26 protein-coding genes and 1 pseudogene are annotated in these 25,418 nt (G+C 73.1%); 18 read left to right on the plus strand and 9 right to left on the minus strand.

From position 1 onward, the window contains the following. Nucleotides 1-34 precede the first annotated feature (34 nt). Entirely contained in the window at nucleotides 35-364 is a 330-nt protein-coding gene (locus BOSE127_RS00775; RefSeq protein ID WP_017885660.1) for a hypothetical protein, read from the minus strand. Nucleotides 365-470: 106 nt separating this feature from the next. On the opposite strand from BOSE127_RS00775, the gene BOSE127_RS00780 reads away from it, so the two are divergent. After that, entirely contained in the window at nucleotides 471-1,427 is a 957-nt protein-coding gene (locus BOSE127_RS00780; protein WP_159555976.1) for an AraC family transcriptional regulator, read from the plus strand. Nucleotides 1,428-1,562: 135 nt separating this feature from the next. After that, nucleotides 1,563-2,180 (plus strand): acyltransferase, encoded by a 618-nt coding sequence (locus BOSE127_RS17260; protein ID WP_052481956.1) that lies wholly within the window; start codon nucleotides 1,563-1,565, stop codon nucleotides 2,178-2,180. 192 nt (nucleotides 2,181-2,372) lie between these two features. Here the strand turns inward: BOSE127_RS17260 and BOSE127_RS00790 are convergent, their stop codons facing one another. Both BOSE127_RS00790 and BOSE127_RS00795 read right to left on the minus strand, forming a co-directional pair. Then, on the minus strand, nucleotides 2,373-3,320 hold the full coding sequence (locus BOSE127_RS00790; protein ID WP_056068402.1) for a methyltransferase family protein: 948 nt from the start codon (nucleotides 3,318-3,320) through the stop codon (nucleotides 2,373-2,375). Nucleotides 3,321-3,435: 115 nt separating this feature from the next. Continuing rightward, the gene (locus BOSE127_RS00795; RefSeq protein ID WP_156155412.1) at nucleotides 3,436-3,582 is read right to left on the minus strand and encodes a hypothetical protein; all 147 of its coding nucleotides are present in this window, start codon (nucleotides 3,580-3,582) and stop codon (nucleotides 3,436-3,438) included. Nucleotides 3,583-3,696: 114 nt separating this feature from the next. On the opposite strand from BOSE127_RS00795, the gene BOSE127_RS00800 reads away from it, so the two are divergent. Next, the gene (locus BOSE127_RS00800; protein ID WP_071251121.1) at nucleotides 3,697-4,035 is read left to right on the plus strand and encodes a DUF3140 domain-containing protein; all 339 of its coding nucleotides are present in this window, start codon (nucleotides 3,697-3,699) and stop codon (nucleotides 4,033-4,035) included. Between the two features lie 23 nt (nucleotides 4,036-4,058). Beyond that, the gene (locus BOSE127_RS00805; protein WP_159555977.1) at nucleotides 4,059-4,274 is read left to right on the plus strand and encodes a hypothetical protein; all 216 of its coding nucleotides are present in this window, start codon (nucleotides 4,059-4,061) and stop codon (nucleotides 4,272-4,274) included. Nucleotides 4,275-4,301: 27 nt separating this feature from the next. Here the strand turns inward: BOSE127_RS00805 and BOSE127_RS00810 are convergent, their stop codons facing one another. Then, the gene (locus tag BOSE127_RS00810; protein WP_159555978.1) at nucleotides 4,302-5,159 is read right to left on the minus strand and encodes a glycoside hydrolase family 16 protein; all 858 of its coding nucleotides are present in this window, start codon (nucleotides 5,157-5,159) and stop codon (nucleotides 4,302-4,304) included. A gap of 125 nt (nucleotides 5,160-5,284) precedes the next feature. Beyond that, nucleotides 5,285-5,545, minus strand: coding sequence for a hypothetical protein (locus tag BOSE127_RS00815; RefSeq protein WP_017885652.1), 261 nt, complete (start codon nucleotides 5,543-5,545; stop codon nucleotides 5,285-5,287). Between the two features lie 75 nt (nucleotides 5,546-5,620). Here BOSE127_RS00815 and BOSE127_RS00820 point away from each other — a divergent pair, with 75 nt between their 5' ends. Next, on the plus strand, nucleotides 5,621-6,580 hold the full coding sequence (locus tag BOSE127_RS00820) for an SDR family NAD(P)-dependent oxidoreductase (protein WP_042541176.1): 960 nt from the start codon (nucleotides 5,621-5,623) through the stop codon (nucleotides 6,578-6,580). Between the two features lie 102 nt (nucleotides 6,581-6,682). Here the strand turns inward: BOSE127_RS00820 and BOSE127_RS00825 are convergent, their stop codons facing one another. Beyond that, entirely contained in the window at nucleotides 6,683-7,915 is a 1,233-nt protein-coding gene (locus tag BOSE127_RS00825) for a cobalamin-independent methionine synthase II family protein (protein WP_159555979.1), read from the minus strand. Between the two features lie 318 nt (nucleotides 7,916-8,233). On the opposite strand from BOSE127_RS00825, the gene BOSE127_RS00830 reads away from it, so the two are divergent. Together BOSE127_RS00830 and BOSE127_RS00835 are read left to right on the plus strand one after the other, a co-directional pair. Next, a complete protein-coding gene (locus BOSE127_RS00830) occupies nucleotides 8,234-9,064 on the plus strand; it encodes a DUF1684 domain-containing protein (protein WP_236559466.1) in 831 nt (276 codons plus the stop codon). Nucleotides 9,065-9,142: 78 nt separating this feature from the next. After that, a complete protein-coding gene (locus tag BOSE127_RS00835) occupies nucleotides 9,143-10,165 on the plus strand; it encodes a transporter (RefSeq protein ID WP_159555981.1) in 1,023 nt (340 codons plus the stop codon). 70 nt (nucleotides 10,166-10,235) lie between these two features. On the opposite strand, the gene BOSE127_RS00840 is transcribed toward BOSE127_RS00835, so the two are convergent. Continuing rightward, complete coding sequence (locus tag BOSE127_RS00840) at nucleotides 10,236-10,796, minus strand: histidine phosphatase family protein (RefSeq protein ID WP_140447996.1); 561 nt, start codon at nucleotides 10,794-10,796, stop codon at nucleotides 10,236-10,238. A 159-nt stretch (nucleotides 10,797-10,955) separates the two neighbouring features. Here BOSE127_RS00840 and BOSE127_RS00845 point away from each other — a divergent pair, with 159 nt between their 5' ends. The 3 genes from BOSE127_RS00845 to BOSE127_RS00855 all read left to right on the plus strand — a co-directional run bounded on the left by BOSE127_RS00845 (nucleotide 10,956) and on the right by BOSE127_RS00855 (nucleotide 14,942). Further along, the gene (locus BOSE127_RS00845) at nucleotides 10,956-11,936 is read left to right on the plus strand and encodes a hypothetical protein (protein WP_159555982.1); all 981 of its coding nucleotides are present in this window, start codon (nucleotides 10,956-10,958) and stop codon (nucleotides 11,934-11,936) included. 82 nt (nucleotides 11,937-12,018) lie between these two features. Next, on the plus strand, nucleotides 12,019-13,395 hold the full coding sequence (locus tag BOSE127_RS00850; RefSeq protein WP_159555983.1) for an alpha/beta fold hydrolase: 1,377 nt from the start codon (nucleotides 12,019-12,021) through the stop codon (nucleotides 13,393-13,395). Continuing rightward, on the plus strand, nucleotides 13,392-14,942 hold the full coding sequence (locus BOSE127_RS00855) for a GMC family oxidoreductase (RefSeq protein WP_159555984.1): 1,551 nt from the start codon (nucleotides 13,392-13,394) through the stop codon (nucleotides 14,940-14,942). Before BOSE127_RS00850 ends, BOSE127_RS00855 begins: the two co-directional genes overlap by 4 nt. A gap of 49 nt (nucleotides 14,943-14,991) precedes the next feature. Here BOSE127_RS00855 and BOSE127_RS00860 read toward each other — a convergent pair whose 3' ends face one another. Both BOSE127_RS00860 and BOSE127_RS00865 read right to left on the minus strand, forming a co-directional pair. Then, nucleotides 14,992-15,558 carry a GIY-YIG nuclease family protein gene (locus BOSE127_RS00860; RefSeq protein ID WP_159555985.1) on the minus strand — a complete coding sequence of 189 codons (567 nt, stop codon included), beginning with the start codon at nucleotides 15,556-15,558 and terminating at the stop codon, nucleotides 14,992-14,994. A gap of 116 nt (nucleotides 15,559-15,674) precedes the next feature. Continuing rightward, nucleotides 15,675-16,520 carry a siderophore-interacting protein gene (locus tag BOSE127_RS00865; RefSeq protein ID WP_159555986.1) on the minus strand — a complete coding sequence of 282 codons (846 nt, stop codon included), beginning with the start codon at nucleotides 16,518-16,520 and terminating at the stop codon, nucleotides 15,675-15,677. Between the two features lie 84 nt (nucleotides 16,521-16,604). On the opposite strand from BOSE127_RS00865, the gene BOSE127_RS00870 reads away from it, so the two are divergent. From BOSE127_RS00870 to BOSE127_RS00905, 8 genes and pseudogenes are all read left to right on the plus strand, one after another. Next, nucleotides 16,605-17,288: a biliverdin-producing heme oxygenase gene (locus BOSE127_RS00870; protein ID WP_159555987.1), complete on the plus strand. Its 684-nt coding sequence runs from the start codon at nucleotides 16,605-16,607 to the stop codon at nucleotides 17,286-17,288. 135 nt (nucleotides 17,289-17,423) lie between these two features. Next, entirely contained in the window at nucleotides 17,424-20,081 is a 2,658-nt protein-coding gene (locus BOSE127_RS00875; RefSeq protein WP_159555988.1) for a phosphoenolpyruvate carboxylase, read from the plus strand. A gap of 490 nt (nucleotides 20,082-20,571) precedes the next feature. Then, nucleotides 20,572-21,780: a multidrug effflux MFS transporter gene (locus BOSE127_RS00880; RefSeq protein ID WP_236559467.1), complete on the plus strand. Its 1,209-nt coding sequence runs from the start codon at nucleotides 20,572-20,574 to the stop codon at nucleotides 21,778-21,780. 59 nt (nucleotides 21,781-21,839) lie between these two features. After that, complete coding sequence (locus tag BOSE127_RS00885) at nucleotides 21,840-22,175, plus strand: STAS domain-containing protein (protein WP_017886068.1); 336 nt, start codon at nucleotides 21,840-21,842, stop codon at nucleotides 22,173-22,175. Further along, the gene (locus BOSE127_RS00890) at nucleotides 22,175-22,588 is read left to right on the plus strand and encodes an ATP-binding protein (protein ID WP_017886069.1); all 414 of its coding nucleotides are present in this window, start codon (nucleotides 22,175-22,177) and stop codon (nucleotides 22,586-22,588) included. The genes BOSE127_RS00885 and BOSE127_RS00890 overlap by 1 nt, the downstream gene beginning before the upstream one ends. Before the next feature lie 124 nt (nucleotides 22,589-22,712). Beyond that, the gene (locus BOSE127_RS00895) at nucleotides 22,713-23,696 is read left to right on the plus strand and encodes a helix-turn-helix transcriptional regulator (protein ID WP_140448001.1); all 984 of its coding nucleotides are present in this window, start codon (nucleotides 22,713-22,715) and stop codon (nucleotides 23,694-23,696) included. Nucleotides 23,697-23,760: 64 nt separating this feature from the next. After that, entirely contained in the window at nucleotides 23,761-24,375 is a 615-nt protein-coding gene (locus BOSE127_RS00900; protein WP_031259252.1) for an RBBP9/YdeN family alpha/beta hydrolase, read from the plus strand. Nucleotides 24,376-24,482: 107 nt separating this feature from the next. Next, a pseudogene (locus BOSE127_RS00905) lies at nucleotides 24,483-25,418 on the plus strand (hypothetical protein); the annotation flags it as partial.

Genomic DNA, 25,418 nt, shown 5'->3' on the forward strand with positions numbered 1-25,418 from the left:
CCAGCGGTCCACCTCCCCGCGCCCGCAGGCCCTGCTAGGCCACGGGCCCCTCGGTCAGGTCCGACCGGGTGTCCGCGTGGATCACCTCGTCGTGCTCGAACGTCAGTGCGGCGGCACGCAACCGCTCGACGAAGTCCGCGTCCTCGCGCTCGAGCTCGTCCTCGTCGGCATCGGCGACGACGAGCTGGCTCGACGGGCCGATGAGCACCTTGGTGGTCGTCATGGTGCCGTCCGCCGCCACCGAGGGGATCGCGACGGTGTCCGCCCGGTTGCCGCCGGCCAGGGCCGCGGCGTACTCGATCACCGCATCGGCCACGTCGTCGCTCGTCAGGATCGTCGAGCGGTCGTACTGGATCTGCTTCATGTGGCGACCTCCTGGAGCACAGCAAACAGTGCCCTCGCTGGTCGCCGTACAGGAACCCGGCGCGTCGCTCGTTGCGCGGACGCCGAGATCTCGGGAGGATCGTCACGTGCCCGAGACGATGCACCGCCTGCTGCGGGAGATCCAGACCGTCGAGCCGTCGGTCGCGGCCGAGGCCCTGGCTCGGACGCACACCACGCACGACCTGTCGGTCGAGCGGACGGACGCCGAGTTCGTCTTCGAGGAACGGATCCGCGGGACGTCGCTGCTGTCGCTCGAGTCCACCCGCTGCACGGGCGACCTGCGCGGAGCGATCGAGCCGGGCAGCGAGATGATGATCGTCTGGATGAAGTCGGGCGTCGCGCAGCTCGACGGCGAGCCGGTGCAGATCGGCCGCCCGATGCTGTTCCGGCAGGGCCCGCAGCGCTTCCGGTGGATCGACTGCAACAAGGACGTCCTGCGCATCGACCGCGCGATCGTCGAGCAGGTCGCAGCGGAGCGTGGCGACTGGGCCCCGGGCCCGCTCGAGTTCCGTCCGCGGCACGTCCCCGAGGGCGCACCGCTGGCGGCCTGGTGGCTGATGGTCCGGTCCGTCGCGCAGGAAGTCCTGGCCGGGCCGGAGACCGTGCCGGTCGAGCGTGAGCGAGAGCTCGCCCGCTTCGCGGCCGGTGGTCTGCTCACCGCCATCCCGCACTGGCCCGTCGGCCAGCACGAACCGGTCGTGGCCGCCACGGCCCGGTTCGCCCGAGCCGAGACGTTCCTGCTCGAGCACGCCACCGAACCGATCAGCGTCGACGACGTCGCCGAGGCCGCCGGCCTGAGCGTGCGCGGCGTGCAGGCGGCGTTCCAGCGCCACCACGGCATCACCCCGACGATGTACCTGCGTCGGATCCGGCTGCTGCTCGCGCGCGAACAGCTCGAGTCCGGAGACGGCCGGAGCGTTGCCGAGATCGCCCGTGCCACCGGGTTCGCCCACCTGGGCCGGTTCGCGGGGAGCTACCGCGAGGAGTTCGGCGAGCTGCCCCGGCAGACGGCGTCCACCGCCCGCGACGGCGCACGCGCGTAGCCGAGCCGGCGCGTGGCCGCCGAGCGGCGCGGCCCCGCAAGAATCCCGCAACCGCCCGTCGTCCGGCCGGTCGCCGACGGTCGTCGTCCTACGGTGGCGCTGCACGGACACGCAGCCACGACGACTGGAGACCCCATGGCCGGCTCAGCAGCACCACCCGTCCCGACCTCGGCACCCGCTCCGGCGGTTGCTGCCCCGTCGACGTTCGGTCGGCGGCTCGTCGAGGATGCCGCACACGCCAGGGAGCACCTGCTCTTCACCGCCGTGCTCGGGTCGGCGCTGCTGCCGCGGATCGTGCGGCGGCTCCTGCTGCTCGTCGCCGGGGCCCGCGCGGAGTCCGGTGTGGGCGCCGGGTTCTCGCTGACGGGCGATCCCAGGCACCTGACGATCGGCCGGGGCGTGTTCTGCAACCGGAACGTCACCGTCGAGGCCGTGGCACCCGTGACGATCGGTGCGAACACCGCGATCGGCATGCAGGTGCTCATCATGACGAGCCACCACGACATCGACGCCGACGGCCGGTGGAACGACGTCCCGACGGGCCGCCCGGTCCTCATCGAGGAGCACGTCTGGATCGGCGGTCGGGCAACGATCCTGCCGGGGGCCCACATCGAGCACGACGTGGTGGTCGCAGCCGGCGCCGTGGTGGTCGGCCGCCTGGCGGCGCACGGCGTCTACGCCGGCGTCCCCGCCAAGCGGATCCGTGCGCTCGCCCCGTCCGCGCGGCCGCCGGTGGTGGACCCGGCCGGCTGACGGACAGGAGGCCCGTGGCGGCGCCGCCTGGCGCCTCCAGGCCGGTGTCGGTGCCGGTCTGGACACGCCGGCGTCACGTCGAGACGCCGGCGTGTCGTCGAGACGCCGCCCCGTCGTCGAGACGCCGCCGGAAACGGAGGCGTCTCGACGACCCGGCGGCGCCGAACGACGACGCCGGCGTCGTTAAACCGCTCAGCGGCGCGACGAGGTGAGCGGCACCGAGCCCACCCGAGCGGGGATCGGCCACCGAGGCACCCAGCAGCGCACCTGCTCGGCGTACCGGCGGAAGTCGTCGCCGAACCGCTCGTCGAGGTCGGCTTCCTCGAGTGGTCGGACGATGCAGTTCCACACGACGGAACCCGCGACCGCGTAGACGACGACCAGCCACGACGACAGCAGCAGGCCGACGGCGACGCCCTGGGTGATGCCGGCCAGGGCCATCGGGTTCCGCACCGAACGGTACGGCCCCGCGACGACCAGGCGGTTCGCCGTCGCCGAGGGCAGCGGGGTGCCGCCGCCCTTCGTCGACATGGCCGCCGCCGACGCGATGCCGAGTGCGCTCGCCAGCAGGAGCACGACCACCCCGAGGACGGTCGAGGCGCTCACCAGGGGAACGGGCGGGTCCGGGTGCAGGCCCCATCGGTGCTCCGCGAACGCGATGACCAGGGGGAACACCCCGAGGAACAGACCCCAGAACACGACAATCTGCAGCACGGTCGCGGCGACGTGCCGGGACCGCGGGGCGTCGGCGTCGGCGGTGCGGATCCGCAGCGGGCCGCTCGTCACCCACTCGGTCGGGATCCGTCCGAGCAGTACGAGACCGAGCGCGAGCACCGAGCCGATCGTGGCCGCGAGCATGATCAGCACGCCCCAGCCGGCCTCGCCGGTGGCCGTTGCCCAGACGGCGAGCGCGCAGAGCACCACGGCGGTCCATCCCGTCGTGACGACCGCGGCGGCCCGGACACCGGCGGCGGCGAGGGCCGAGGCCACGACGAACAACGGGACGTCGAGGACGGCGACGAGCACCGGGTCGAGCGAACCGAGCGTGGTGGTCCGGACCCACGGCAGCGTGGCGACGGCGATCCACCAGGCCGCTCCGCCGACGGCTTGCAGCGCGTAGTACCGCCGGCCCCAGGACATGGGTGCACGGTAGCAGTGCCGGCGACGGCGACTGCGGCCGCGACAGGCCGTGCCTGGCGGGCCTGGCGGGCCGGGTGTCTGGGCCGGGCCGTGCGTGCCGTCGCCGGGTGCCGGCTCAGCCGGTGTGGTTGATCTGTCCGAGCCAGCGGCCGAAGGAAGGGGTGCGCTCGTCGTGCAGCTTCGGCAGGACGGTCGTCTGCAGGCACGTCCGCTCGTCGGTGACGATCCGGGTGCCGGTGCTCTCGTGGAGGTCGACGCTCATGGTGGGCTCCTTCGTGGTCAGTGGAGAGTTCGACACCGCGCGGGGTCGTTCCATTCCCATCTGACCCGGCCCGCACTGCGCAGTCGTCCAGGACCGACGGGTTGTCTCGACCGCATGAGCGAGCACGACGACGAGCAGACCCGGGCCGACTTCGACGACGCGGTGAACATGACCGCCACCGAGTTGCGAAAGTGGCTCGACACCGACGAGTCGAAGTCCGTCGGGCAGAAGCCCTCCGGCGGCGGCGAGTCGACCGGGCACGAGAGCGGTCGGCACATCATCCGCATCCTCCAGAAGCGCAAGGCCGACCGGACCGAGGACGACCTGGCGCACATGCGGAAGGTCGTCGGCTACGTCGCCCGGCACGCGGAGCAGCGCCCCGACGGCGACGTGCACGACACCCCGTGGCGGTACTCGCTCATGAACTGGGGACACGACCCGGAGAAGCACTGACGGCATCGGGCAGAATGGGTGACGTGAACGAGACGGGCATGCCGCGCTTCCGACGGATCTGGTCGACCGTGCAGGTCGGTGTCCTCGCGATCGCCGTCGTGTTCTGCGTCGTGATGCTCATGATCGGGCAGGGCAAGCTCGACCGGGTGTACGCGGTCGCCGCGGTGTTCTTCGGACTCGCCCTGGTCGGGCACAGCACCTACCTGTGGCTCGTCGCCCGGGCGAACCGTCGTCCCTGACACGCTCCTGCTCCGGCGCGACCCCGACTAGGCGTTCTGGTGGACCCGCAGCCAGTCGACGGTCATCTGCTGCGGAAACTGCGTCGAGTCGTCGGGCGACCCGGGCCACGTGCCGCCGACCGCGACGTTGAGGATGACGAAGAACGGCTTGTCGAAGACCCACGGGTTCGAGCCCACGTCGTCGCGGGTGAGGGTCCGGTACGCGACACCGTCGACCGTCCAGGTGATCGAACCGGGGCGCCAGTCGACCCCGTACACGTGGAAGTCGTCGGCGAACGCTGCGCCGGACGGAGCCGTGCACGACGCCGAGATGCCCTGGGCACCGGAGTACCCGGGCCCGTGCACCGTGCCGTGCACGATCCCCGGCTCGTACCCGACGTTCTCCATGACGTCGATCTCCCCGCACGCGGGCCAGCCGACCTGCCCGATGTCGGCGCCGAGCATCCAGAACGCCGGCCAGATGCCCTGCCCCCGAGGGATCCGGATCCGCGCCTCGATGCGGCCGAACTGCGCGGTGGAGGTGCCTTCGGACTTCAGCCGGGCCGAGGTGTACGAGCCGTCGGCTTCGCGCTGTGCGGTGATGACGAGGTTGCCCGCGCCGTCGAGCGCCGCGTTCCGCCGCGAGTCCGTGTAGGTCTCCAGTTCGGCGTTTCCCCAGCCGCCGGCACCCAGGTCGTACCGCCAGACCGCCGGGTTCGGTGCACTGCCGGCCGGGCCGTCGAACTCGTCGGCGGCGAGCAGGACGGGTTCGGCAGTCGGGGCCGCAGCCCCGGTCGCCGCCTGCGCCGACCCGTCCGCGCCGATCGCCGTGACGCCGAGCGCGGTGGCGGCAGCGCCTGCGAGTCCGAGCGACACGAAGCGCCGTCGATCGATGTGCTGGTCCAAGTCGTGCTCCCTGCAGCGCGGCGGTGGTGTGGTCGTCGGATCATGCACCATCGGGGCGCGTCTGACCAGGGTCTGACCGTGTTCGGTCCACACCGCGCACACCGCAGTCGGCGCTGACGGACCCGTCAGCCGAAGCGCAGTGCCAGCGGCACGAGCAACCCGGCGACCCAGACGAGCACCATCACGAGGGCGCCGATCGCGATGAACCGTCGGCGGCGCCGCAGCTTCGGGCTCCGCTCCTCGCCCCACATCTGCGCACGCACGAGCACCCGGTTCGCCTGCTCGACGACCTTCCGCACCTCGGGGTCGTCGACGTCGAGGGCACCGGAGCGGGCGTGTTCGGCGATGACCGCGGCTTCGTCGACGGTCAGGTCGTCCTTGCGCATGCTCCATCTTCGCACCGTGCCCAGGGGTACGGCCCGGCTGTGCGGGAACGGACCGACGACGGGTACCAAGGACGCATGGGACATCGGTACCGCGGGAAGATCGTCGTCATCACCGGAGCATCGAGCGGCATCGGGAGGGCCGCCGCACACGAGTTCGCCCGGCAGGGCGCCACACTCGTGCTCGCCGCGCGCGGGCACGACTCGCTCGAGGCCGCCGCCGCCGAGTGCCGGAAGCTGGGCGCCGAGGCGATCGCGATCCCGACGGACGTCGCCGACGAGCGCCAGGTCAAGGACCTCATCGGCACCGTCACGACGCGCTTCGGTCGCATCGACGTCTTCGTCGGCAACGCGGCGCTGTTCGTCTACGGCCTGTTCGAGCAGACCCCCACCGAGGCGTTCAAGCGCGTCGTCGACACGAATCTCTACGGGCACCTCAACGCCATCACGCACCTGCTGCCGCACTGGAAGCAGCGCGGGAAGGGCACCTACGTGCTCGTCGGGTCGATCCAGTCGCTGCTGTCCGCCCCGTACCAGTCGGCGTACGTGACGAGCAAGCACGCGGCGCTCGGCCTGGTCGATGTGCTCGGCGACGAGTTCGCGGGCACCGGCATCAGGTTCACCGCCCTGCTGCCGTCCACGATCGACACCCCGATCTACCAGAACGGCGCCAACTACACCGGCAAGAACTCGCACCCGCTGCCGCCCACCGTCTCGGTCGAGCGTGCCGGCCGTGCCGTGGTGCACGCCGCCACGCACCCCAAGCGCTACCGCTTCGTCGGGCGACTGCAGGCATCGCTCGTGCCGCTGCAGTACGTGTTCCCGGGCCTGTTCCACAAGATCACGAAGCCGATGGTGGAGACGTTCGCGCTCCGCGGCAAGGGTGCCCCGACCGACGGCAACCTCTACGCCCCCGCCGACGCCGCGAACGCGACGGACGGCGGCTGGGTCGCGAAGCGACGGCGCGTCACGCGCCCGGTGCTGTGGGCCGGAGCGCTCGTGGCGATCGCGGCCGTCGCCCTGGGCCGACGCCGCTGACGGACTGGAGGCCCGGTGCCAGCTGGCACCGGGCCTCCAGTCCGCTCGTGCGTGCGCCCGGTCTCGCCAGGTACCGCAGCCGTTCTGGGAAGGAACGGGCGGCTAGAAGAGCTTCGCGCTCGCGCGCCGGGCACCCTCGCCCAGCGACTCGAGCTTCGCCGCGGCGATCTGCGGGTGCACCCGTCCGCCCAGGCCACAGTCGGTGCTGGCGATGACACGCTCGCGTCCGACGACCGAGGCGAACCGCTCGATGCGCTGCGTAACCAGGTCGGGGTGCTCGACGACGTTCGTGGCGTGGCTGACGACCCCTGGGACGATGACCTTGCCGTCGGGCAGCGTGACGTCCTGCCAGAGCGCCCACTCGTGCTCGTGGCGGGCGTTCGCCGCCTCGAACGAGTACGCGCCGGCGTCGATGTCGAGCATCAGGTCGACGATGTGGCGGAGCTCGATGTCGGTGGTGTGCGGGCCGTGCCAGGACCCCCAGCACAGGTGGAAGCGCACCCGGCTCGTGTCGAGGCCGCGGAGCGCGTGGTTGAGCGCCTCGACGCGGATGCGGGTGAAGGCCCGGTAGTCCTCGATGCTCGGCTCGGGGTTGATCTGGTCCCAGTTCTCGGCGATCGAGGGGTCGTCGATCTGCAGCACGAGGCCGGCGTCGAGGACCGTCGTGTACTCCTCGCGCAGAGCATCGGCCCAGGCCCAGATGTGTTCTTCCTCGGTCGCGTAGTACTCGTTCGCGATGCGGGCGGCCGAACCGGGGGAGAGTGCCGTGATGAAGCCGTTGTCCACGCCGGCGGCCTCGACCGCGTGCTTGAGGTTCGCGGCGTCGGTGGCCGCGGCCTCGTGTCCGGTGTAGGTGATCGGGCCGGTGGTGGTCGGGAACGCGGTGGCGTTCTTGCCGGTGCCGGTGCCGATGCCCGACTCGGGGTCCGTGTAGGCGTCGTGGAAGATCGTCCAGTCGCGGCGGTCCGGGAAGCTCGTCAGCCGGATGTTCCCCGGGGTGGACCGGACCGGCTGCTGCGAGAAGATGTTCTCGTCGGTCAGGCTCAGGCCGCTGACGCGCTGGAACGAGTAGCCCCACCAGGCGCCGTAGTCGACGCTGTTCGACATCGCCTTCCCGAACTCGCCGTCGCCGGGCTGCGTGATGCCGAGCGCGGTCTGCCGTGCGACGACGTCGTCGACGGCCGCGCTCGTCAGGGCCCGGACCTCGTCGGTGGTCTCGAGCGTGAAGCCGTCGGCGGCGACGGGCCGCGCGGCGTTCGCGGCGATGAGCTCGGGGGTCCGGGGGAGCGATCCGGCGGTGGTGGCCTGGATGCGGTCGGTGTTCTCGAAGGGCATGCGCTGCCTTCCTCTCGATGGGGACGGACTGTCGGGAGTCGGGGGCCGCGCGCGAGGCTTCGCGGTGCGCTGCAGTGCCACTCTGCCACGAGGGATCGGGCCCGTTACGTTCCGCGACTGTGGATGCGTGCGGACGTCGAACGACGGGGGGGCGACGTCGTCCGACACCGACTCGGTCGCTCGTTGCGCGCGCGGACGGTTGCAGGCGCGTGCGAACGACAGGGTCGATGTCGTGCGACGTCGACGGTGTCGTTCCGCATCGCGCCGCCCGCGCCGCCGCGCATCGCGCCGCCGGGCCACGCGTCGTACGGTCGATCCATGAGCACGACGACCCCGGCGAACGCCACGACCCCGGCCGCTCCGACCTTCGCCGGAGCGTGGACCGCCTGGCACGACGACCACGAACAGGCCCGGGCGAGCGAACACGGGTTCCTCGCGATCACCAGCATCCGTTGGCTCACCGCCACGCCGGAACGCTTCGAGGACGCCCCCGGCAGCTGGTCGACGGACGAGGACGGCCCGGTGGTCGCACTGGCCGACGGCGAGACGATCGAGGTCGACGGGCAGCACGTCAGCGGGACGCACCGGTTCGGCCCGCTGCCGGAGCGCTCGAGCACGAACGTGGTGTGGCGCGACGGCGACGAGACCGTCGTGATCGAGGTCGCCCGGCGCGGCGGCAGCGACCTGCTGCGCCCGCGACACCCGTCGAACCCGACCCGCGTCGGCTACCACGGCACTCCGGCGTACGCCCCCGCTGAACGCTTCGTCGTGGACGCGCACTTCGAGCCGTTCGACAGCCCGCGCGAGGTCACCGTGGGCAGCGTCGTCGACGGCTTGCTGCACGTGTACGAGGCCCCCGGAACCCTGACGTTCGACCTCGACGGGCCGCGGTCGCTCCTCGCGTTCAACGGGTACGACGGCGGCCTGCACGTGCTGTTCACCGACCGCACGAGCGGGGTCACGACGTACGCGGCCAACCGGAGCCTCGACGTCGCCGCTCCGGATGCCGACGGTGCCACCCGCATCGACTTCAACCGGGCGACGAACCTGCCGTGCGCGTACACCCCGCACGCGACCTGCCCGCTGCCGCCCGCCGAGAACCGGCTCGACGTCGCGATCGAGGCAGGCGAGCAACGCCCCGCAGCCTGACCGCGGAGCAGGCACGGCCCGACGAGCACGCACGGCCCGCACCGGCGCAGCCGACCCGTCCGGGAGAATGGGGGAGCCATGCCACGACCCACTTCCCGCATCCCGCTCAACACCCTCGCCGTCCCGTTCGGCCTCGCCGGCTTCGCCGAGACGTGGTCGTACGCCGCCCCCGTGCTGCACCTGCCCACCGTGGTGCCGCAGGTGTTCTGGGCGATCGCGGCCGTCGCGTGGGTGTGGCTGCTCGGGGCGCACGCCGTCCGGGGCGCACGCGTCGGCGAACGGCTCGTCGACCAGCTCCGCCACCCGGCCCAGGGGCCGATCGCCGCGCTCGTCCCCGCGACCGCGATGCTGCTCGGCGTCGACCTCGCGCGGTTCGCCCCCGTCGCCGGGCAGGTCGTCGTGCTCGCCGCCGTGGCCACCGCTGCCGGGTTCGCCGCCTGGCTGCTGAGCACCTGGTTCGAGGGCCGGCTCGCCCTGGAGTCCGTGCACGGCGGCTACCTGCTGCCGACCGTCGCCGCGGCCCTGGTCGCCTCGGTCGCCACGCACGAGGTCGGCGTCGGCTGGCTGTCCTGGCCGGCCCTCGGCGTCGGCGTGTTCTTCTGGGGCGTCATGACCGGCCTGCTGCTCATCCGGCTCGCGTTCCGCCCGGCGCTGCCGGGGCCGCTCGTGCCGACGATGGCGATCCTCGTCGCGCCGCCCGCGGTCGCCACCCTGTCGCTGTTCGCGCTCACCGACGGTGCGGTCACCCTGCCCGTGCAGGCCATCGCCGGGCTCGGTGTCCTGATGGCCCTCGTGCAGCTGGCCCTGCTGCCGCGGTACGTCCGCCTGGCGTTCTCGCTCGGTTTCTGGTCGTTCGTGTTCCCGGCCGCCGCGGTCGCCACCGCATCGGTCGAGTGGTTCCGGGCACTCGCACTGCCGTCCGCCTGGATCCCCACCGCCGTGTTGCTGGCGCTGCTGAGCGTGCTCGTCGCGGTCGTCGGTGCCCGCTCCATCGGCCTCGCCGTGCACCACCTGCTCGGACAGGCCGAGCGGACCCTGCACGACGCCGACGACGAGGACGCCGCTCCCGGCCCCGTGACGGGCGCGACGCGCGTGGTCTGACGAAGCGGGGCGGTCGGGCCGCGCAGGCGGCGGACGGGAGGCCCGTGGCGGCCCCGCCCCGCGCCTCCCGTCAGGTCGCGGGGACGCGTCTCCAGCCGCTGGTCGCCTGCCAGGCGGGCGGGTCGAAGCGGAAGACGCTGCCCATGCCGGGCTGGTCGAGGGCGCGCGCGATCGGGACGCCGCGCAGGTGGGCCAGGAGCAGTGCGCCGACCGCGCCGTGCGAGACGATCGTGACGTCGCCGGTGGCGGAGTGCCGGCGGACGGCCGCGACGATGCGCTCCTGGGCGTCGATCGCCCGCTCCCAGCCGCGGACCGACTGCTCGGGCAGGGCGAAGAACGAGTCGACGACGGCCTCGAACTCGGACGGCGGCAGGTAGCCGGTCGCGCTCCGGTCGATCTCGCCGAGCAGGGGGTCGTGCTCGACCGACAGCCCGACGGCGCTGGCGAGCAGGTCGGCGGTCTCGACGGCCTTGCGCTCGGTGCTCGAGACGATCCGCCGGGAGCCTGGCGTCCACGCGAACCGGTGCGCAGACGTGGCCCGTGCGCGGCCCTCGTGCGACAGCCCCCACGACTCGATCGGGACCGCGGGGTCGACGACCACTTCAGCGTGGGTCAGGAACGACGAGACCATCCGGCGATCCTCGCACGGTGCGCGCCCGCCCGCCCCTGGCCCAGTCTGGTGCGAGGTTGCCCGCTCCGTGCCGCCCTGTTCCGCCGCACCGAGAGGGCAACCTCGCACCGAGCAATGCCGGCCGCGGCGGGTGTCGGTGGTTGTTCCTAGCGTGGTGGCGTGGCCGAACCCGTCGATGCGTGGTGGCGCCGCCGACAGTGGTCGCGCGGCGAAGCGGTGCCGTACGCCGTCGGACAGTTCCGCGCCGACTGGGCGCCGTACCCGGTGCTCATCCGGCAGTACCACCCCGACTGGAACCACGGCGTCGTCCTGACCCAGGTCCCCCCGGCGGCCGAGGTCCTGCTCACCTGGGAGTGCGACGTCGGGCACGTCTTCGTGGCGACCCCGTCCGAACAGCGGTCCCGTCCGGGCCGTGAGCGCCGCCGCTCCGTCTGGTGCCCCGAGTGCGCGGTGCAGGCGCAGCCGCAGCGGTGGCCGGTGCTGCCGTCGGACTGGCCCCAGGCGGTCCCCGTGCCGCAGCGGGTCGTCCGGAGCGCGGGACGACAGACGCTGCCCGCGGCTCCGGTGCGCGGGGTCCCGGGCGGCGCCGTCGCGTCGAGCCGTTCCCGGTCCCGTCGGCCCGTCGCCGGGTCGGCCGGTGGGGCGCCACGGCGGAGCGCCCAGTCCGTTCCCCGCACGATCTGCCCGAAGACCCCGCGGCTGCCGTCGGGTGAGTCGTTCACGAGCGTCTGCGCCCCGGCGACGGCCTCGGCGGTCGAGGCCGAGCTCCGGGGCATGCTGTCCGAGCGGTTCGCGTTCACCTACGACCACTCCGCGATCCGGCTCGACCGCCCGTTCTTCGACCACGTCGAGGCCTGGCCGGACATCATCCTGCCCGAGCTGCGCGTCGCCATCGAGTACGACTCCACCGGGCGGCACGGGCTCGAGCACGTCGGCCCGCGGCAGGAGACCGACCGGAAGAAGGACCGCGCCGTCCGCGCCGTGGGGTGGGAGGTCGTCCGCATCCGCACCGGACGGCTGCCGGCGCTCGGCCCGCACGACCTGCAGGTGTCGGGCATCTCCGGCCGCACCGTCGATCGCCTGGCGGACACCCTGCGTGATCTCCGGGGCGCCCTGTTCGTCGACGCGTACGCCCGGTGACGCCGTCGATCGGGGTACACGCACGACCCGGCGGGGTACGGCCCGGCTGGGAGCGGCCGCAAGGGACGGGTAGGCATACATGGTGACCACCGTCTTCTGTCTCCACGCCCTCGGCGCGAGTTCCGAGGAGTTCGCGCTGCTGCGCGCCGAACTCGTCGGCGACCTCGACCTGATCGGCATCGACCTGCCCGGCTTCGGCCGCAGCCCGGCGTCGTCCGGCACCACCGTCGAGGAGATGGCCGTCCTGGTGGAGCGCGCGATCGGGGCGAGCGGCTCGACCGAATGGGTACTCCTCGGGCACTCGATGGGCGGCAAGGTCGCCACGGCGGTCGCCGACCGGACGATCTCCGGTGCGAACGGTCTGTTCGGCCTGCGTGCCGTGGTGCTCCTCGCCGCGTCCCCGCTCGCCCCGGAGCCGATGGACGAGGACCGCCGCCGGTCCATGCTGTCGTGGGCGGCCGACGGCCCGATCAGCGCCGACGACGCCGAGGAGTTCGTCGCCGCGAACACGGCGTCGGCCCTCGCGCCCTCGCGGCACACAGCGGCGGTGCGGGACGTCGAGCGGACCGACCCCGAGGCCTGGCGGGACTGGCTGACCCGCGGCAGCCGTGAAGACTGGTCCGACGCGGCGCCGAACCCGGTGCCCGCCCTCGTGCTCGCCGGCGCCGAGGACGGCGACCTCGACGCCGACGCCCAGCGCCGCCTGACCCTGCCGCACTGGCCGAACAACGAGCTCCACGTCGTCGACGGCGCCGCCCACCTGCTGCCGTGGGAGCAGCCCGAGGCCGTGGCCGCGCGCATCCGCGACTTCTGGCAACGCCGGGTCGCTGGGTCACCGGTCGTCCCCGTGGAGCACGCCCGCGTGATCGCTTCGCCGCGGGTCAGCGCCCGCACCCGGGGCCTGCTCGCCGCTCGTGCCCTGCCCGATGACCCGGCGGCCGCACCGCAGGCCCTCACCCCGACGCAGCTGGACACCCTCCGCGCGGTCGCCAGGATCGTCGTCCCGCAGCCCGGTTCCGACCAGGTCGACCTGGCGCTGCGGGTCGACGCGCAGCTCGCCGCCGGGCTCGGCGACGGCTGGCGACCCGACGGGCTGCCGGTGGACGCCGAGGCTTACCGTGCCGCGCTCGACGTCCTCGCCGCACCCGCCCGCGATGGTGCGCTCGACCAGGCGCTCGAGGCCGTGGCGGTGGGTCGGTACCGCGCCGACGGTGGCCTCGACGCCGAACAGCTGCGTGCGTGGTTCGAGGACGCCAGCGTCGACCTGGTGAAGCACTGGCTCGCGCACCCCGCCACCATGGCCGCCATCGACTTCGACGGCTACGCGAACGGTGGCGACGGCGTCCGCAAGCAGGGCTTCCGACTGTTCGCGGCGGGGGAGCGCGAGGCCTGGGAGCCCGAAGCCCCCGCACCCCACACCACGATCGACACCGCACCGACGACCGGAGCTGCACGATGAGACTCGACGGACAACGCACGTACGGCACGGACGACGTCGTCGACGTGGTGGTGGTCGGCACCGGAGCCGGCGGAGCCCCGCTCCTCGCATCGCTGGCCCGCCGTGGCCTGACGGTCGTCGCGCTCGAGGCCGGCCGCAACACCGAGCCGGGCGACCACGTGCCGGACGAGGTCGCCGCCCCCGGTGACATCAACTGGATGGACGAGCGGCTGAGCGGTGGCGGAGCCCCGACGGCCTTCGGTCCGAACAACAGCGGGACGGGTGTCGGCGGTTCGACGCTGCACTGGGGCGCGTTCACCCCGCGGCCGAGCGCCCACGACCTGCGGCTCCGCACCGAGAGCGGCGAAGGGCAGGACTGGCCGATCAGCCACGCCGAGCTCACCGGATGGATCGAGCAGGTCGAGCACGACGTCGGTGTCGCCGGTCCCGAGCACTACCCGTGGGACCCGTCCCGCCGCTACCGGATGCGCCCGCCGGCCCGGAACGCTTCTTCGGACATGATGATGCGCGGCACCGCTGCCGCAGGGATCACCGCGACCGATGCCCCGGTCGGGCTGACCACCGAGGACCGCCACCAGGAGCACCACGGGCTGCGCCAGGCCTGCGTGTCCTGCGGGTCGTGCCACCAGGGGTGCCGCAACGGTGCGAAGGTGTCGATGGACACGACCTACCTGCCGGCGGCCGTGGCCTTCGGTGCCGAGATCCGACCGGAGTCCTTCGTGCACGGCATCGAGCTCGACTCGAGTGGTCGCGTCGAGGCGGTCGTGTACACCTCGGGTGGGCGCGAGCACCGCCAGCGCTGCCGGTCCCTGGTCCTCGCCGCGGGCGGTGTCGAGACCCCGCGGCTGCTGCTGCACACCGGTGTCGCGAACGGCAGCGGGCAGGTCGGTCGCAACTTCACCGCGCACGGAGCCACCCAGGTGTGGGCGCGGTTCGACGAGTCGATGCGTTCGTACCGCGGGTACCCGTCGTCGATCATCACCGAGGACTTCGTGCGGCCCGCGGACGCCGACTTCGCCGGCGGCTACCTCATCCAGAGCCTGGGCGCGCAGCCGCAGACCTTCGCCACGTCGCTGGTCCGAGGCGGCGGACTCCGCGGCGCAGAACTCGTCCGGGCGCTGCACGACTACCCGTTCTCGGCCGGCGTCGGCATCAACGCCGAGTGCCTGCCGTACGACGACAACCGCCTCCAGCTGACCGACGAACTCGACGAGCACGGTGTCCCGCGTGCGAGGGTCTCGTTCACCCCGGGCTCGAACGAAGAGGCGATCCGCCGCCACGCGGTCCGCACGATGACGACCATCGTCGAGGCTGCTGGCGGTCAGGACGTCCGGGTGCTCGAACGCACGGCGCACACCATCGGCACCGCGCGGATGGGCACGGACCGCGAGACCTCCGTCGTCGACCAGGACGGCCGCTCGTGGGACGTCCCGAACCTGTGGATCGCTGACAACTCGGTGTTCCCGAGCGCGGTCATCGCGAACCCGGCGCTGACGATCATGGCGCTCTCGCTCCGCACCGCGGACCGCATGCTGCAGGCCGCCTGAGCAGGCGTCCCGACCGGCTGCGCACGCGCCCCGACCGCCCTGCCGCGGCTCAGCCCCGCAAGGCGAGCGCCTCGCTCGTCCACCGGGCGTGCAGGTCCCACGGGTCGTGGGCCCCGGCGGCGACGGCGTCGACGTGGGCGAGCAGCTCCGGCGTCACCCGGAACCACTCGGTACCCGGGTATCGGCTGGCCGCGAACGTGGCGTGCCGCCGGCGCTCGAGCGTCCGGTCACCGAGCTCGAACGCCAGCAGGTCCTGGTGCGGGATGGCCGCCAGCCGCTGCCGGGGGTTCATCGTCGTGCCGATCTTGATGCGGTCACCGAAGTCGTCGCGCATGCGCAGGTAGTAGACGACGTCGACCCGTGGGGGAGCCAGATCGCCGTCGGGTACCTCGCCCCACCGCCACTCGCATCGGGCGCACACCGCACCGGAGGGGTAGCGCACCCCGATCCGCGACGCGCACACCGGGCACGGGCCGGGCAGGGCGTCCTCGACGCCGGGGTGCTCGGCCGCGAGGTCGGCGACCAACGCGACGTGCGTGCCGCACAGGGGGACGCCCGCGAGTCCGTCCGTGAGGACGCCTGCGCAACCCGGCACGCAGCACGACGAGGTGACCATGCGCCGAACGCTAGCCGGACCCACCGACGTGCCCCGGCCCTCCCGGCCGTTGCGCGCGCCGGGCGTCCCTGGTCGAATCGGGCGTACCGACCTAGAACGGGCACGCAGGCCCGCCGTCAGTCGGTGAAGATCACCCCGACCGGCTCGCGCTTCTCCTCCTGGAACTCGTCCTCGCCACGACCGAGCGCCCAGTACGCCGACAGCGACATCTCGCGCTTCTCCAGCCCCCAGTCGTCCTGCAGCAGTCGACGGATCGCCTTCATCGCGGTCCGCTCGCCGTGCGCGAAGACCTGGACCGGCCGGGAGGCACGCGGCAGCCCGCGGGCCGTCTCCAGCAGGAGCGTGCCCGGCTGTGCGCCGGTGGCGTCCCGGTGCAGCCACCGCAGGTCGACCCCGGCCGGGTGCCGGAGGTCCTGCTCGTCCGCCGGCCCGGCCACCTCGACCAGGGCGACCCCGGTGGCGGTGTCGGGCATCGACTCGAGTGCGGCCCCGATCGCGGGCAGGGCGCTGTCGTCACCGAGCAGCACGTGCGTGAAGGCCGGGTCGGTGGTCGGTGCGTAGCCGCCGCCGGGTCCGGACAGGGCGATCCGGTCGCCGGGCTGCGCGGAGGCTGCCCATGGACCGGCGAGGCCCGCGTCGCCGTGCACGACGAAGTCGATCGCGATCGTCCGCGTGGTGTGGTCGACGGCGCGCACGGTGTAGGTGCGGCGGGCGGGGCGGTCGTGCTTCGGCAGGGTCTCGCGCAGGGCCTCGAGGTCGTACGGCGGCACGAGCCCCAGCGACGGCTTCGCGAGCAGGAGCTTCACGTACTTGTCGGTGGCGGCGAGGCGGTCGGGGTCGGCCTGGGCGACGAAGTCCTCGAACGCCGAGCCGCCCAGGTGCACGCGCACCATGTGGGGCGAGAGTCGCTCGGTGCGGTCGACGACGAAGACGTGCTGCTGGCGTTTGGGTTTCGAGCTCATCGTGGGGGAGCTTCCTCTCGGAGGCTCGGCGTCACCTGGGTGATCCCTGCTTGACGCGCGCATCAGTAAGGTTAGCCTTACCTCATGGACTCGACCGTCATCCCGTTTTCCGAGCTGCTGCGGCGACGCACGCGGCGCTCGCACGGTGCCTCGGCCACGAGCGGCTTCATGCAGGACCTGCTCGGCGGCGACTGCGACGTCGCCGACTACGCGGACCTGCTCGGACAGTACGCCTTCGTGTACGACGCGCTCGAGCGGGCGGCGGACCGCATGGCCGACCACCCCGTGGCGGCGCCGTTCGTCACCGCGCAGCTCACCCGGATGCCGGCGATCCGCGCCGACCTGGAGTACCTGATCGGCCCGGACTGGTCCGAGCTGGTGTGCCCGCTGCCCGCGACGACCGCGTACGTGCGACGGCTGAACGAGGTCGCGGCCGAGTGGCCCGGCGGCTTCGTGGCACACCACTACACGCGGTACCTCGGCGACGTGTCCGGCGGGCACGTGATCGGGCAGGTGCTGGCGGAGCGGTTCGGGTTCGACACGAACGGGATCCTCTTCTACATCTTCGACCAGGTCGCCGACCCGAGCGACTTCGAGCACACCTACCGGGCCCAGCTCGACGCCGCGCCGTGGTCGGCCGACGAGCAGGAACGGGTGATAGCCGAGGTCGAGCTGGCCTACGAGCTGAACCGCGGGCTGCTCGCCGGCCTCGATGCCCGACGTGCGCCGTTCCGGCAGGAGCCGGGCGGGGCCTCCGTCCCGGCCTGACGCGGCAGCGGCAGCCCGGCACCGGGCCCGGACCCCGCCCCGCGTCCGTCCGGACGGTCGACGTCATGCGCCCCCGGGTGCCGATACGCTGCTGGGACCCGGGACCAGCCTCCCGGACGACCCGGAAAGGACTCCATGACGGCGATCGACGGATCTGCACGCCACGAGCGCGCGCGGGACGACGTCAGCGGTGCGGTCGACAGCGACCTGCGCGCCGACGTCCGGTACCTCGGCAACCTGCTCGGCCGGGTGCTGCGCGAGAACGGGGGCGACGAACTGCTCCACGACGTGGAGTCACTGCGCGCGGCCGTGATCGACGCCTACGAGGGCGACCACGCCGAGGGCGCCGCACGTGCCCAGGCGATCGTCTCGGGCATGTCGGTCGAACGCGCCGAGGCAGTGGCGCAGGCGTTCACCACCTACTTCCACCTGACGAACCTGGCCGAGGAGCACCACCGCGTGCGCGTCCTCCGGCAGCGCGGAGACGACGGCGGCGTGCCCGGGGACTCGTTCCCCGCCACGTACGCCGAACTCGTCGCCGAGGTGGGCGAGGCCGAGGCGGCCGAGCGGCTCCGCACCCTGCGGTTCCACCCGGTGCTGACCGCCCACCCGACCGAGGCCCGCCGGCGCGCGGTCACGACGGGTGTCCGCCGCATCACGGACCTCATCGACGAGCGTGACCGTGCCCGCAACGCCACGGCCCGCGCCGAGAACGAGCGCCGCCTGCTCGAGGAGATCACGACCCTCCTGCGGACCTCGCCGCTCCGGACCACGCGGCCGACCCCGCTGGACGAGGTCCGCACCGCGATGAGCGTGTTCGACCAGACCCTGTTCGAGATCGTCCCGCAGGTGTACCGCCTGCTCGACGACCGGCTGCAGGGCGACGACGCCGGCCGGGCGCCCGTGATCGCCCCCGCGTTCGTGCGCTTCGGCACCTGGATCGGCGGCGACCGCGACGGCAACCCGCACGTCACCGCCGACGTCACGCGTCAGGCCGCCGAGATCGCGGCGGAGCACATCCTGCTCGGCCTCGCCCGCGCGACGACCCGCATCGGCAGTGCCCTGACCCTCGACGCGAGCGACACCCCGGCCGACGCCGGGCTCACCGCCCTCGTCGCCGCGCAGGAGTCGCTCGACCCGGGCATCGCGGAGCGCATCGGTGTCCGCGCACCGAACGAGACGCACCGACGTGCGCTCCTGTTCGTCGCCGCGCGCATCGACGCCACCCGGACCGGCAGCACGACGCTGGCCTACGACGGGCCCGAGGCGCTGCTGGCCGACCTCCGTGTCATCCAGGCCTCGCTCATCGCCGCCGGTGCGATCCGACCGGCGAACGGTGAACTGCAGAACCTCCTCTGGCAGGTCGAGACCTTCGGGTTCCACCTGGCCGAGCTCGAGGTCCGCCAGCACTCGCAGGTGCACCGCACGGCCCTGGCCGAGATCCGCGCCGGTGGTGAACTGAGCGAGACCACGGAAGAGGTCCTCGCCGTCTTCCGCACGATCGCCGGGCTGCAGTCCCGCTACGGCGTCCGCGCGGCGAACCGGTACATCGTGTCCTTCACGCAGTCCCCGGCCGACCTGGCGAACGTGCACGAGCTCGCGGTCGCCGCGCTCGGGTCCGCCGAGGCCGCGCCGGTGCTCGACGTGATCCCGCTGTTCGAGACGTTCGCCGACCTGCACGCCAGTGTCGACATCCTCGACGAGGCTGTCCGCACCGAGGCGTTCCAGCGACGCCTCGCCGCGACCGGCCGTCGGCTCGAGGTCATGCTCGGGTACTCGGACTCGTCGAAGGACGTCGGCCCGGTGTCCGCGAACCTTGCGCTCTACGACGCCCAGGCCCGCATCGCCGACTGGGCCCGCGACAACGACATCGAGCTGACCCTGTTCCACGGCCGCGGCGGTTCGCTCGGCCGCGGTGGCGGTCCCGCGAACGAAGCCGTCCTGGCGCAGCCGCCGGGATCGATCGACGGTCGGCTGAAGCTCACCGAGCAGGGCGAGGTCATCTTCGCCCAGTACGGCGACCAGGACATCGCCGCCCGCCACCTCGAGCAGATGGCCTCGGCGACGCTCTTCGCGTCCTCGCCGTCCAACGAGGCACGGACCGCCGCCGCGGCCGCCCGCTTCGCCGACCTCGCCCAGCAGCTCGACGACGTCTCGCGCGTCGCCTTCTACGACCTGGTCAAGGCCGACGGGTTCGCGCCGTGGTTCGCCCGGGTCACCCCGATGGAGGAGATCGGCCTGCTGCCCCTCGGCTCCCGCCCGGCCCGTCGCGGGCTGTCGGTCGAGTCGCTGGAGGACCTCCGCGCCATCCCGTGGGTGTTCTCGTGGACGCAGGCGCGCATCAACCTCGCCGGCTGGTACGGGCTCGGATCGGCGCTCGAGGCCGTCGGCGACGTCGACGTGCTCCGCGCCGCCTACGCGGAGTGGCCGCTCTTCGCCGCGATGATCAAGAACGTCGAGATGTCGCTCGCGAAGACCGACGAGCACATCGCCCGCCGGTACCTCGAGCTCGCCGACCGTGACGACCTCGCCGCGAAGGTGCTCGACGAGATGGTCCGCACCCGCGACTGGGTGCTCCGCGTCTCCGGCGGCAGCGACGTGCTCGAGGACCGACCCGTCCTGGCCCGCGCCGTGCGCCTGCGCAGCCCGTACGTCGACGCCCTGTCGCACCTGCAGCTCCGCGCGCTGCGCGCCATCCGCACGTCCGGCAGCACGGACCCGACGGACGCCGACCACCGGCTCCTGCTGCTCACCGTGAACGGGATCGCCGCCGGCCTGCAGAACACGGGCTGACGCCCCCACCCCACGGACAGGAGGCCCGGTGCCAGCTGGCACCGGGCCTCCTGTCCGTCTCCGCGCACGTCCCGAGCCGCGCCCCCGAGCGGCCACGAAGTGTCGGTTGCGCCGTCGCCGGGCGACGGAGCGCGACCGCTCGGCGGACGTGAGCGGGGTGTCGTGACCGCTGGAGCTTCGCGCCGCTGCCCTCGCCGAGGGGTCGCGACACGTCGGGTGGCCCCGGCCGAGTGGTCACGAAGCGTCGGCCGCGCGGTCGCCGGGCGACGGTACGCGACCGCTCGGCGGACGTGAGCGGGGTGTCGTGACCGCTCGCGGCGGCGGACGGGAGGCCCGTGGCGGGCCGGCACCGGGCCTCCCGTCCGTCCGCGCGCACGTCGCGGGCCCGCGATCCGTGAGCAGCAACGGTCGCCTCCGGCACCGCGACCCGACAGTTGCTGCTCACGAAGTGCCCTGTCGAATCGATTCGGGGACGCGTAGCGTGTCCGAGGTGACGACGGAGCGCATGCCGAGACCGACGACGACCGTGCTGCCCCCGATCGTGCCGCTGGCGCTCATCGTCGGGGTCTCGCCCTTCGCGACCGACATGTACATCCCGGCGCTCCCGGCCATCGCGCGGGACCTCGGGACGACCCCCGGCGCCGTGCAGCTGTCGCTCACGGCGTTCCTCGTCGCGTTCGCGGTGGGTCAGCTGCTGGTCGGCCCGGTGAGCGACGGGATCGGTCGTCGGCCGATGCTCGTCGCCGGGACCGCCCTGTTCGCCCTGGCGTCGGTCGGCTGCGCACTCGCCCCGGACGTCGTGACGCTGGTGGTGGCCCGCGTGGCGCAGGGACTCGCCGGTGCGGCCGGTGCTGTCGCGGGGCGGGCGATGGTGTCCGACGTGACGAGCGGTACCCGGATGGCGAAGGTGTTCGGCACCCTCGCGGCCATCAACGCGATCGGCCCCGTGATCGCCCCGCTGGCCGGGGGAGCGGTGCTGACGATCGGCACGTGGCGGCTCATGTTCGTCGTGCTGGCGGTGCTCGGTGCCGTGTTCTTCGTGGCCGTGGTGCTGCGCTTCCGCGAGACCCTGCCGCCCGAGCGTCGCGGTGGCGTCGGGTTCGCCGCGAACGGGCGGCGCATCCGCGAGCTCCTGGCGATCCCGCGCTTCCGGGCGTACGTGCTGAGCGGGGTGCTGTCGACGGTCGGGTTCTTCGCGTACATCGCGACGAGCTCGTTCGTGTTCCAGTCGGAGTACGGGTTCTCCGAAGGGCTGTACACGCTCGTCTTCGCCACGAACGCGTCGATGATGATCATCACCACGCTGCTGTTCGGCCGGCTCGTCGGGCGGGTCACCGAGGATGCCCTGCTGACCCTCGGCCTGGTCGTCGGGACCCTCGGTGCCACGGCCGTGGTGGTGTCCGCGATCCTCGACCTCGGGCCGGTGCCGGTGTGGTGCGCACTCGCGGTCGTGACGGCCGCGTGGGGCTTCGTCCTGCCGGCTGCGATGACCCGGACGCAGCACGTCGGCTCGGCGCACCCGGGCACCGCGGCCGCGCTGCAGGGTGGGCTGACCTTCGGCATCGGTGGCCTCGGCACCCCGCTCGCCGGCGCCCTCGGCGGGACCGCGCTGGCCATGGGCGGGGTCATGGCGGCGCTGATGGCTGCGGCCGTCGTGGTGCAGGTGACGGCGACGCGGCGAAACCGGTCCCACACCTGAGGGTCTGAGCCGGTAGGTTGCTGGTTGCAAGGCGCACCGATCTGAGGAGACCCACCGAGATGGACATCGTCGTACACGAGGCGGAGACCGACACCGCCGTGCTGGAGTGCAGTGGCCGGCTCAACATGGTCTCCGCACCCACGTTCCGCGAGACCGTCGCCCAGATCGTCGGCAACGGGCGGTCGCGGCTCGTCGTCGAGCTCTCCGGGGTCGAGTTCATGGACTCCTCCGGCCTCGGCGCACTGGTCGGCAGCCTGAAGACCGCGCGACAGGCCGGCGGCGACCTCCGCATCGCGGCACCGTCGGAACAGGTGCAGATGGTGCTCAAGCTCTCCAACATCGACAAGATCCTGCGGACGTACCCCGACGGGGACGCCGCGGTGACCGACTGGTGATGACCGCCCCCGTCGCCGAGCACATGCTCGCACTGGCGTGCCCGCCGGACGACGTGTCCGCCGTGCACGAGTTCCTGGCGGGCGTGTGGCAGCACGAGCCGACCGTCTCCGCCGAGGACCGCATGGCCCTCGAGCTCGCACTCGTCGAACTCACCTCGAACGTCATCGAGCACGGCGCGCGTGCGGACGGTGTCTCGTGCGAACTCCGGCTCCAGGTCGGCAACGAGCGTGTCCAGGCGCTGCTCTCCGACGACGGGGTCGCCGCCACCGTGGACCCCGATGCCGCCGTGCTGCCGGACGACTTCGCCGAGGGTGGCCGCGGGCTGGCCCTCGTCCGCATGGTCGTCGACGACCTGCGGTACGAGCGCGTCGCGGACCGGAACCGCTGGACGGTCCTGCGGTCGCGGCACTGACCAGGGCCAGGACCAGCACCAGCAGTCGGACCGCTCATCCGCACAGCGCACTGCGCGGGCCGCAAACCGCAATGACGCGGAGACGATTGACGCGTTTCCCGGACACCGTGTCACGATTCGCGCGATGACTGTCGACCCTGATCCCCGGATCCGGTTCGAGACGTCCGGCGCCGGACTCGACGCGGCCGTGCAACTGTACGAAGAGGCCTACGGGAGTTCGGGGTTCTCGGCGTCCCGGACCGGTCGTCCGTTCGCGTACCGGTTCCAGGTCGTGGGCGACGACGCGATGACCTTCCGCTCCACCCGGTTCGACGGGCGGATGCGCGGCGAGGTCGAGGTCCCCGATGAGTACGTCGTGATGTGGACCTCGGACGGTGGCGGCCGCGTGGACGTCGGTCGGCAGGAGGTCGACTTCGCACCGGGGACGCCCCGGGTGTTCCCGTCGCGACGCCCCTTCGTGTTCGACCTGCAGGACGTCCGGCAGAGCCTGGTGCAGTTCGACCGCACGTACCTCGAAGGCCTCGCCGCCGAGGTGCACGGCACCCGGCCGGGCCCCCTGGTGTTCGACCACACCGCGGCGCCCCGGCCCCAGGACCTCCGCGCGTGGAACGCCCAGGTGCAGCGTGCGGCAGCCGTGGTGCTCGGTCAGGCGCCACTCACCGGCCTCGCCCTCGCCGAGACGGTGCGCGAGACCGCGCTGGCCTTCCTCGACACCTTCCCGCACGAGTCCATCGCCCCCGACGTCACACTGCCGCAGGGTGCAACCGGGCGCGTCCGCGAGGCCGTCGAGTTCATGCACGCCTTCGCACACACCCCGATCACGACGACCGACGTCGCCGAGCACGTCGGACTGAGCGTCCGGGGATTGCAGCAGGCCTTCCAGCGGCAGGTCGGCACGGCACCGAACGCCATGCTCCGGGGGATCCGCCTGGACCGCGTGCACGAGGAGCTCCGACGCGGGGCGGCCGGTGACCTGACGGTGGCGAGCGTGGCACTGCGCTGGGGCTTCGCGCACCTCGGCCGGTTCTCGGCGGCGTACGCCTCGCGCTTCGGACAGTACCCGCGTGACACGCTGCAGCAGCCGCGGGGAGCGGTGCCGCACGCCTGACCGGGGCAGGACGCCCCGCGTCACACTCCGGCTCGGTGCGTCGCCGGTTCGCTACGCTGCCCGGATGAGCGGACCGCGACCGTGGGTGGTCATCCCGGGCATCTGGAACTCGGACCCCGACCACTGGCAGTCCGTCTGGGAGCGCGACCGGCAGCACGACGAGCGCGAGCGGCACGACGAGCGTGATCAGCAGACCCGCCGCGCCGTCCGCATCGCCCCCGACTCGTGGAGCGCCCCCGTCGCGGACGACTGGCGCGCCGCGATCTCGACGGCCGTCGCCGCGTGCAGCGAACCCCCGGTGCTCGTCGCCCACAGCCTCGGCGTCCTGGCCGCGGCCGACTGGCTCGCCACCACGACGACCGCACCCGCCCTGGTCGCCGGTGCCTTCCTGGTCGCACCGCCCGATCCGCTCGGCGACGCGTTCCCCGCCGAGGCATCGGGCTTCGCGCCGCCGCGTCGGGTGCCCCCGGAACAGCAGGTCCCGACGCACCTGGTCGTGAGCGACGACGACCCCTACTGCGGTGCGTCCCGTGCCCTCGAGTTCGCCGCCGCGATGCGCGCGGACGTCGTTCGTGTGGGTGCCCTGGGGCACGTGAACGTCGCCAGCGGTGTCGGCGGCTGGCCGGCCGGCCGGGAGCTGCTGCGGGCCTTCGAGGACGGCCTCCGACGGACGCGGTGACGGCGGGCCGCGACACGCCGCTCACTTCCGACCCGATATGGCAGGCGGTGCAGCGACACACCGCGGATGTCCCGCATTTCGGCCCGCGCGATATTTATCCTTCGGACATGGAGACCCAGTCCGGCGCACGCACCCCGCTCGTGGACCCGTTCGGCCGCGAGCTCGAGGAGTGGCTCCGCGACGCCCCGGCCACCCGCGCGCCGTACGTGCCGGACCTCGTCGTCCCGCCGGTCACCGGCCCCGTGCAGCGCCCCGGCTTCGTCGCGGACAGCACGACCACCACCGACGAGACGCTGGCTGCCGTCGCCGTCACGGCACCGGTCGACGCGACGACCGACTCGGCTCCCGTCGCGGCCCCGGCCTTCCGCCGCGACCGTGCCCGCCACGCCGCTGTCTGCGCCCCGTCGTTCCCCGAGCCGCCGGAGCGCCTGGCCCTGCGCATCGAGGATCTGGCCGTCGAGGTCTCGCGGTCCACGGGTCGCAGCACCATCGACCGCATCGTCCTGCTCGAGGACGAGGTCCGCCGCCGTGACGAGGACCTCGCGCGCCTCGCCGCGTGGGAGGCCACCGTCGCCGGCTCCGACGACCCCGAGGTGACGGCCGCCCGCGCCTTCGCCCACACCGTCTTCTCCGACCTGCTCGCCGACGCCGCCGCCGAGGCGGACCGCCGCGACCGTGCCGCAGCCCGTCGCGCAGCGACCGCGCCGGTGGCGCTCGTGACCCGGCCCGCGCGCCTCCCGGCGCGCGCAGCGCAGGATGCAACAGCAGCACACGACGCAACTGCAGCACAGGACGCGACCACAGCGCAGGACTCGGCACCCACCCGGGAACCCGCCCCGGTCGTGGAACTCGTCGCCCCGGAACGCGACGAACCCGTCCGACCGGTGCTGGGCCTCCCGGCCGTGTCGCCGGTGTCCGCGTCCACGCGACCCACCCCGCTCGTCCTGCCCGCCACGGGCCCGACGGTCATCGACCGCGCGGCCTTCGCCGCCGCCCTCACGGCGCACCAGGGCACCACCGCGAGCACGCCGATCGTCCTGCCG

Source organism: Curtobacterium sp. 8I-2, assembly GCF_902506155.1.
GTDB classification, from domain to species: domain Bacteria; phylum Actinomycetota; class Actinomycetes; order Actinomycetales; family Microbacteriaceae; genus Curtobacterium; species Curtobacterium poinsettiae.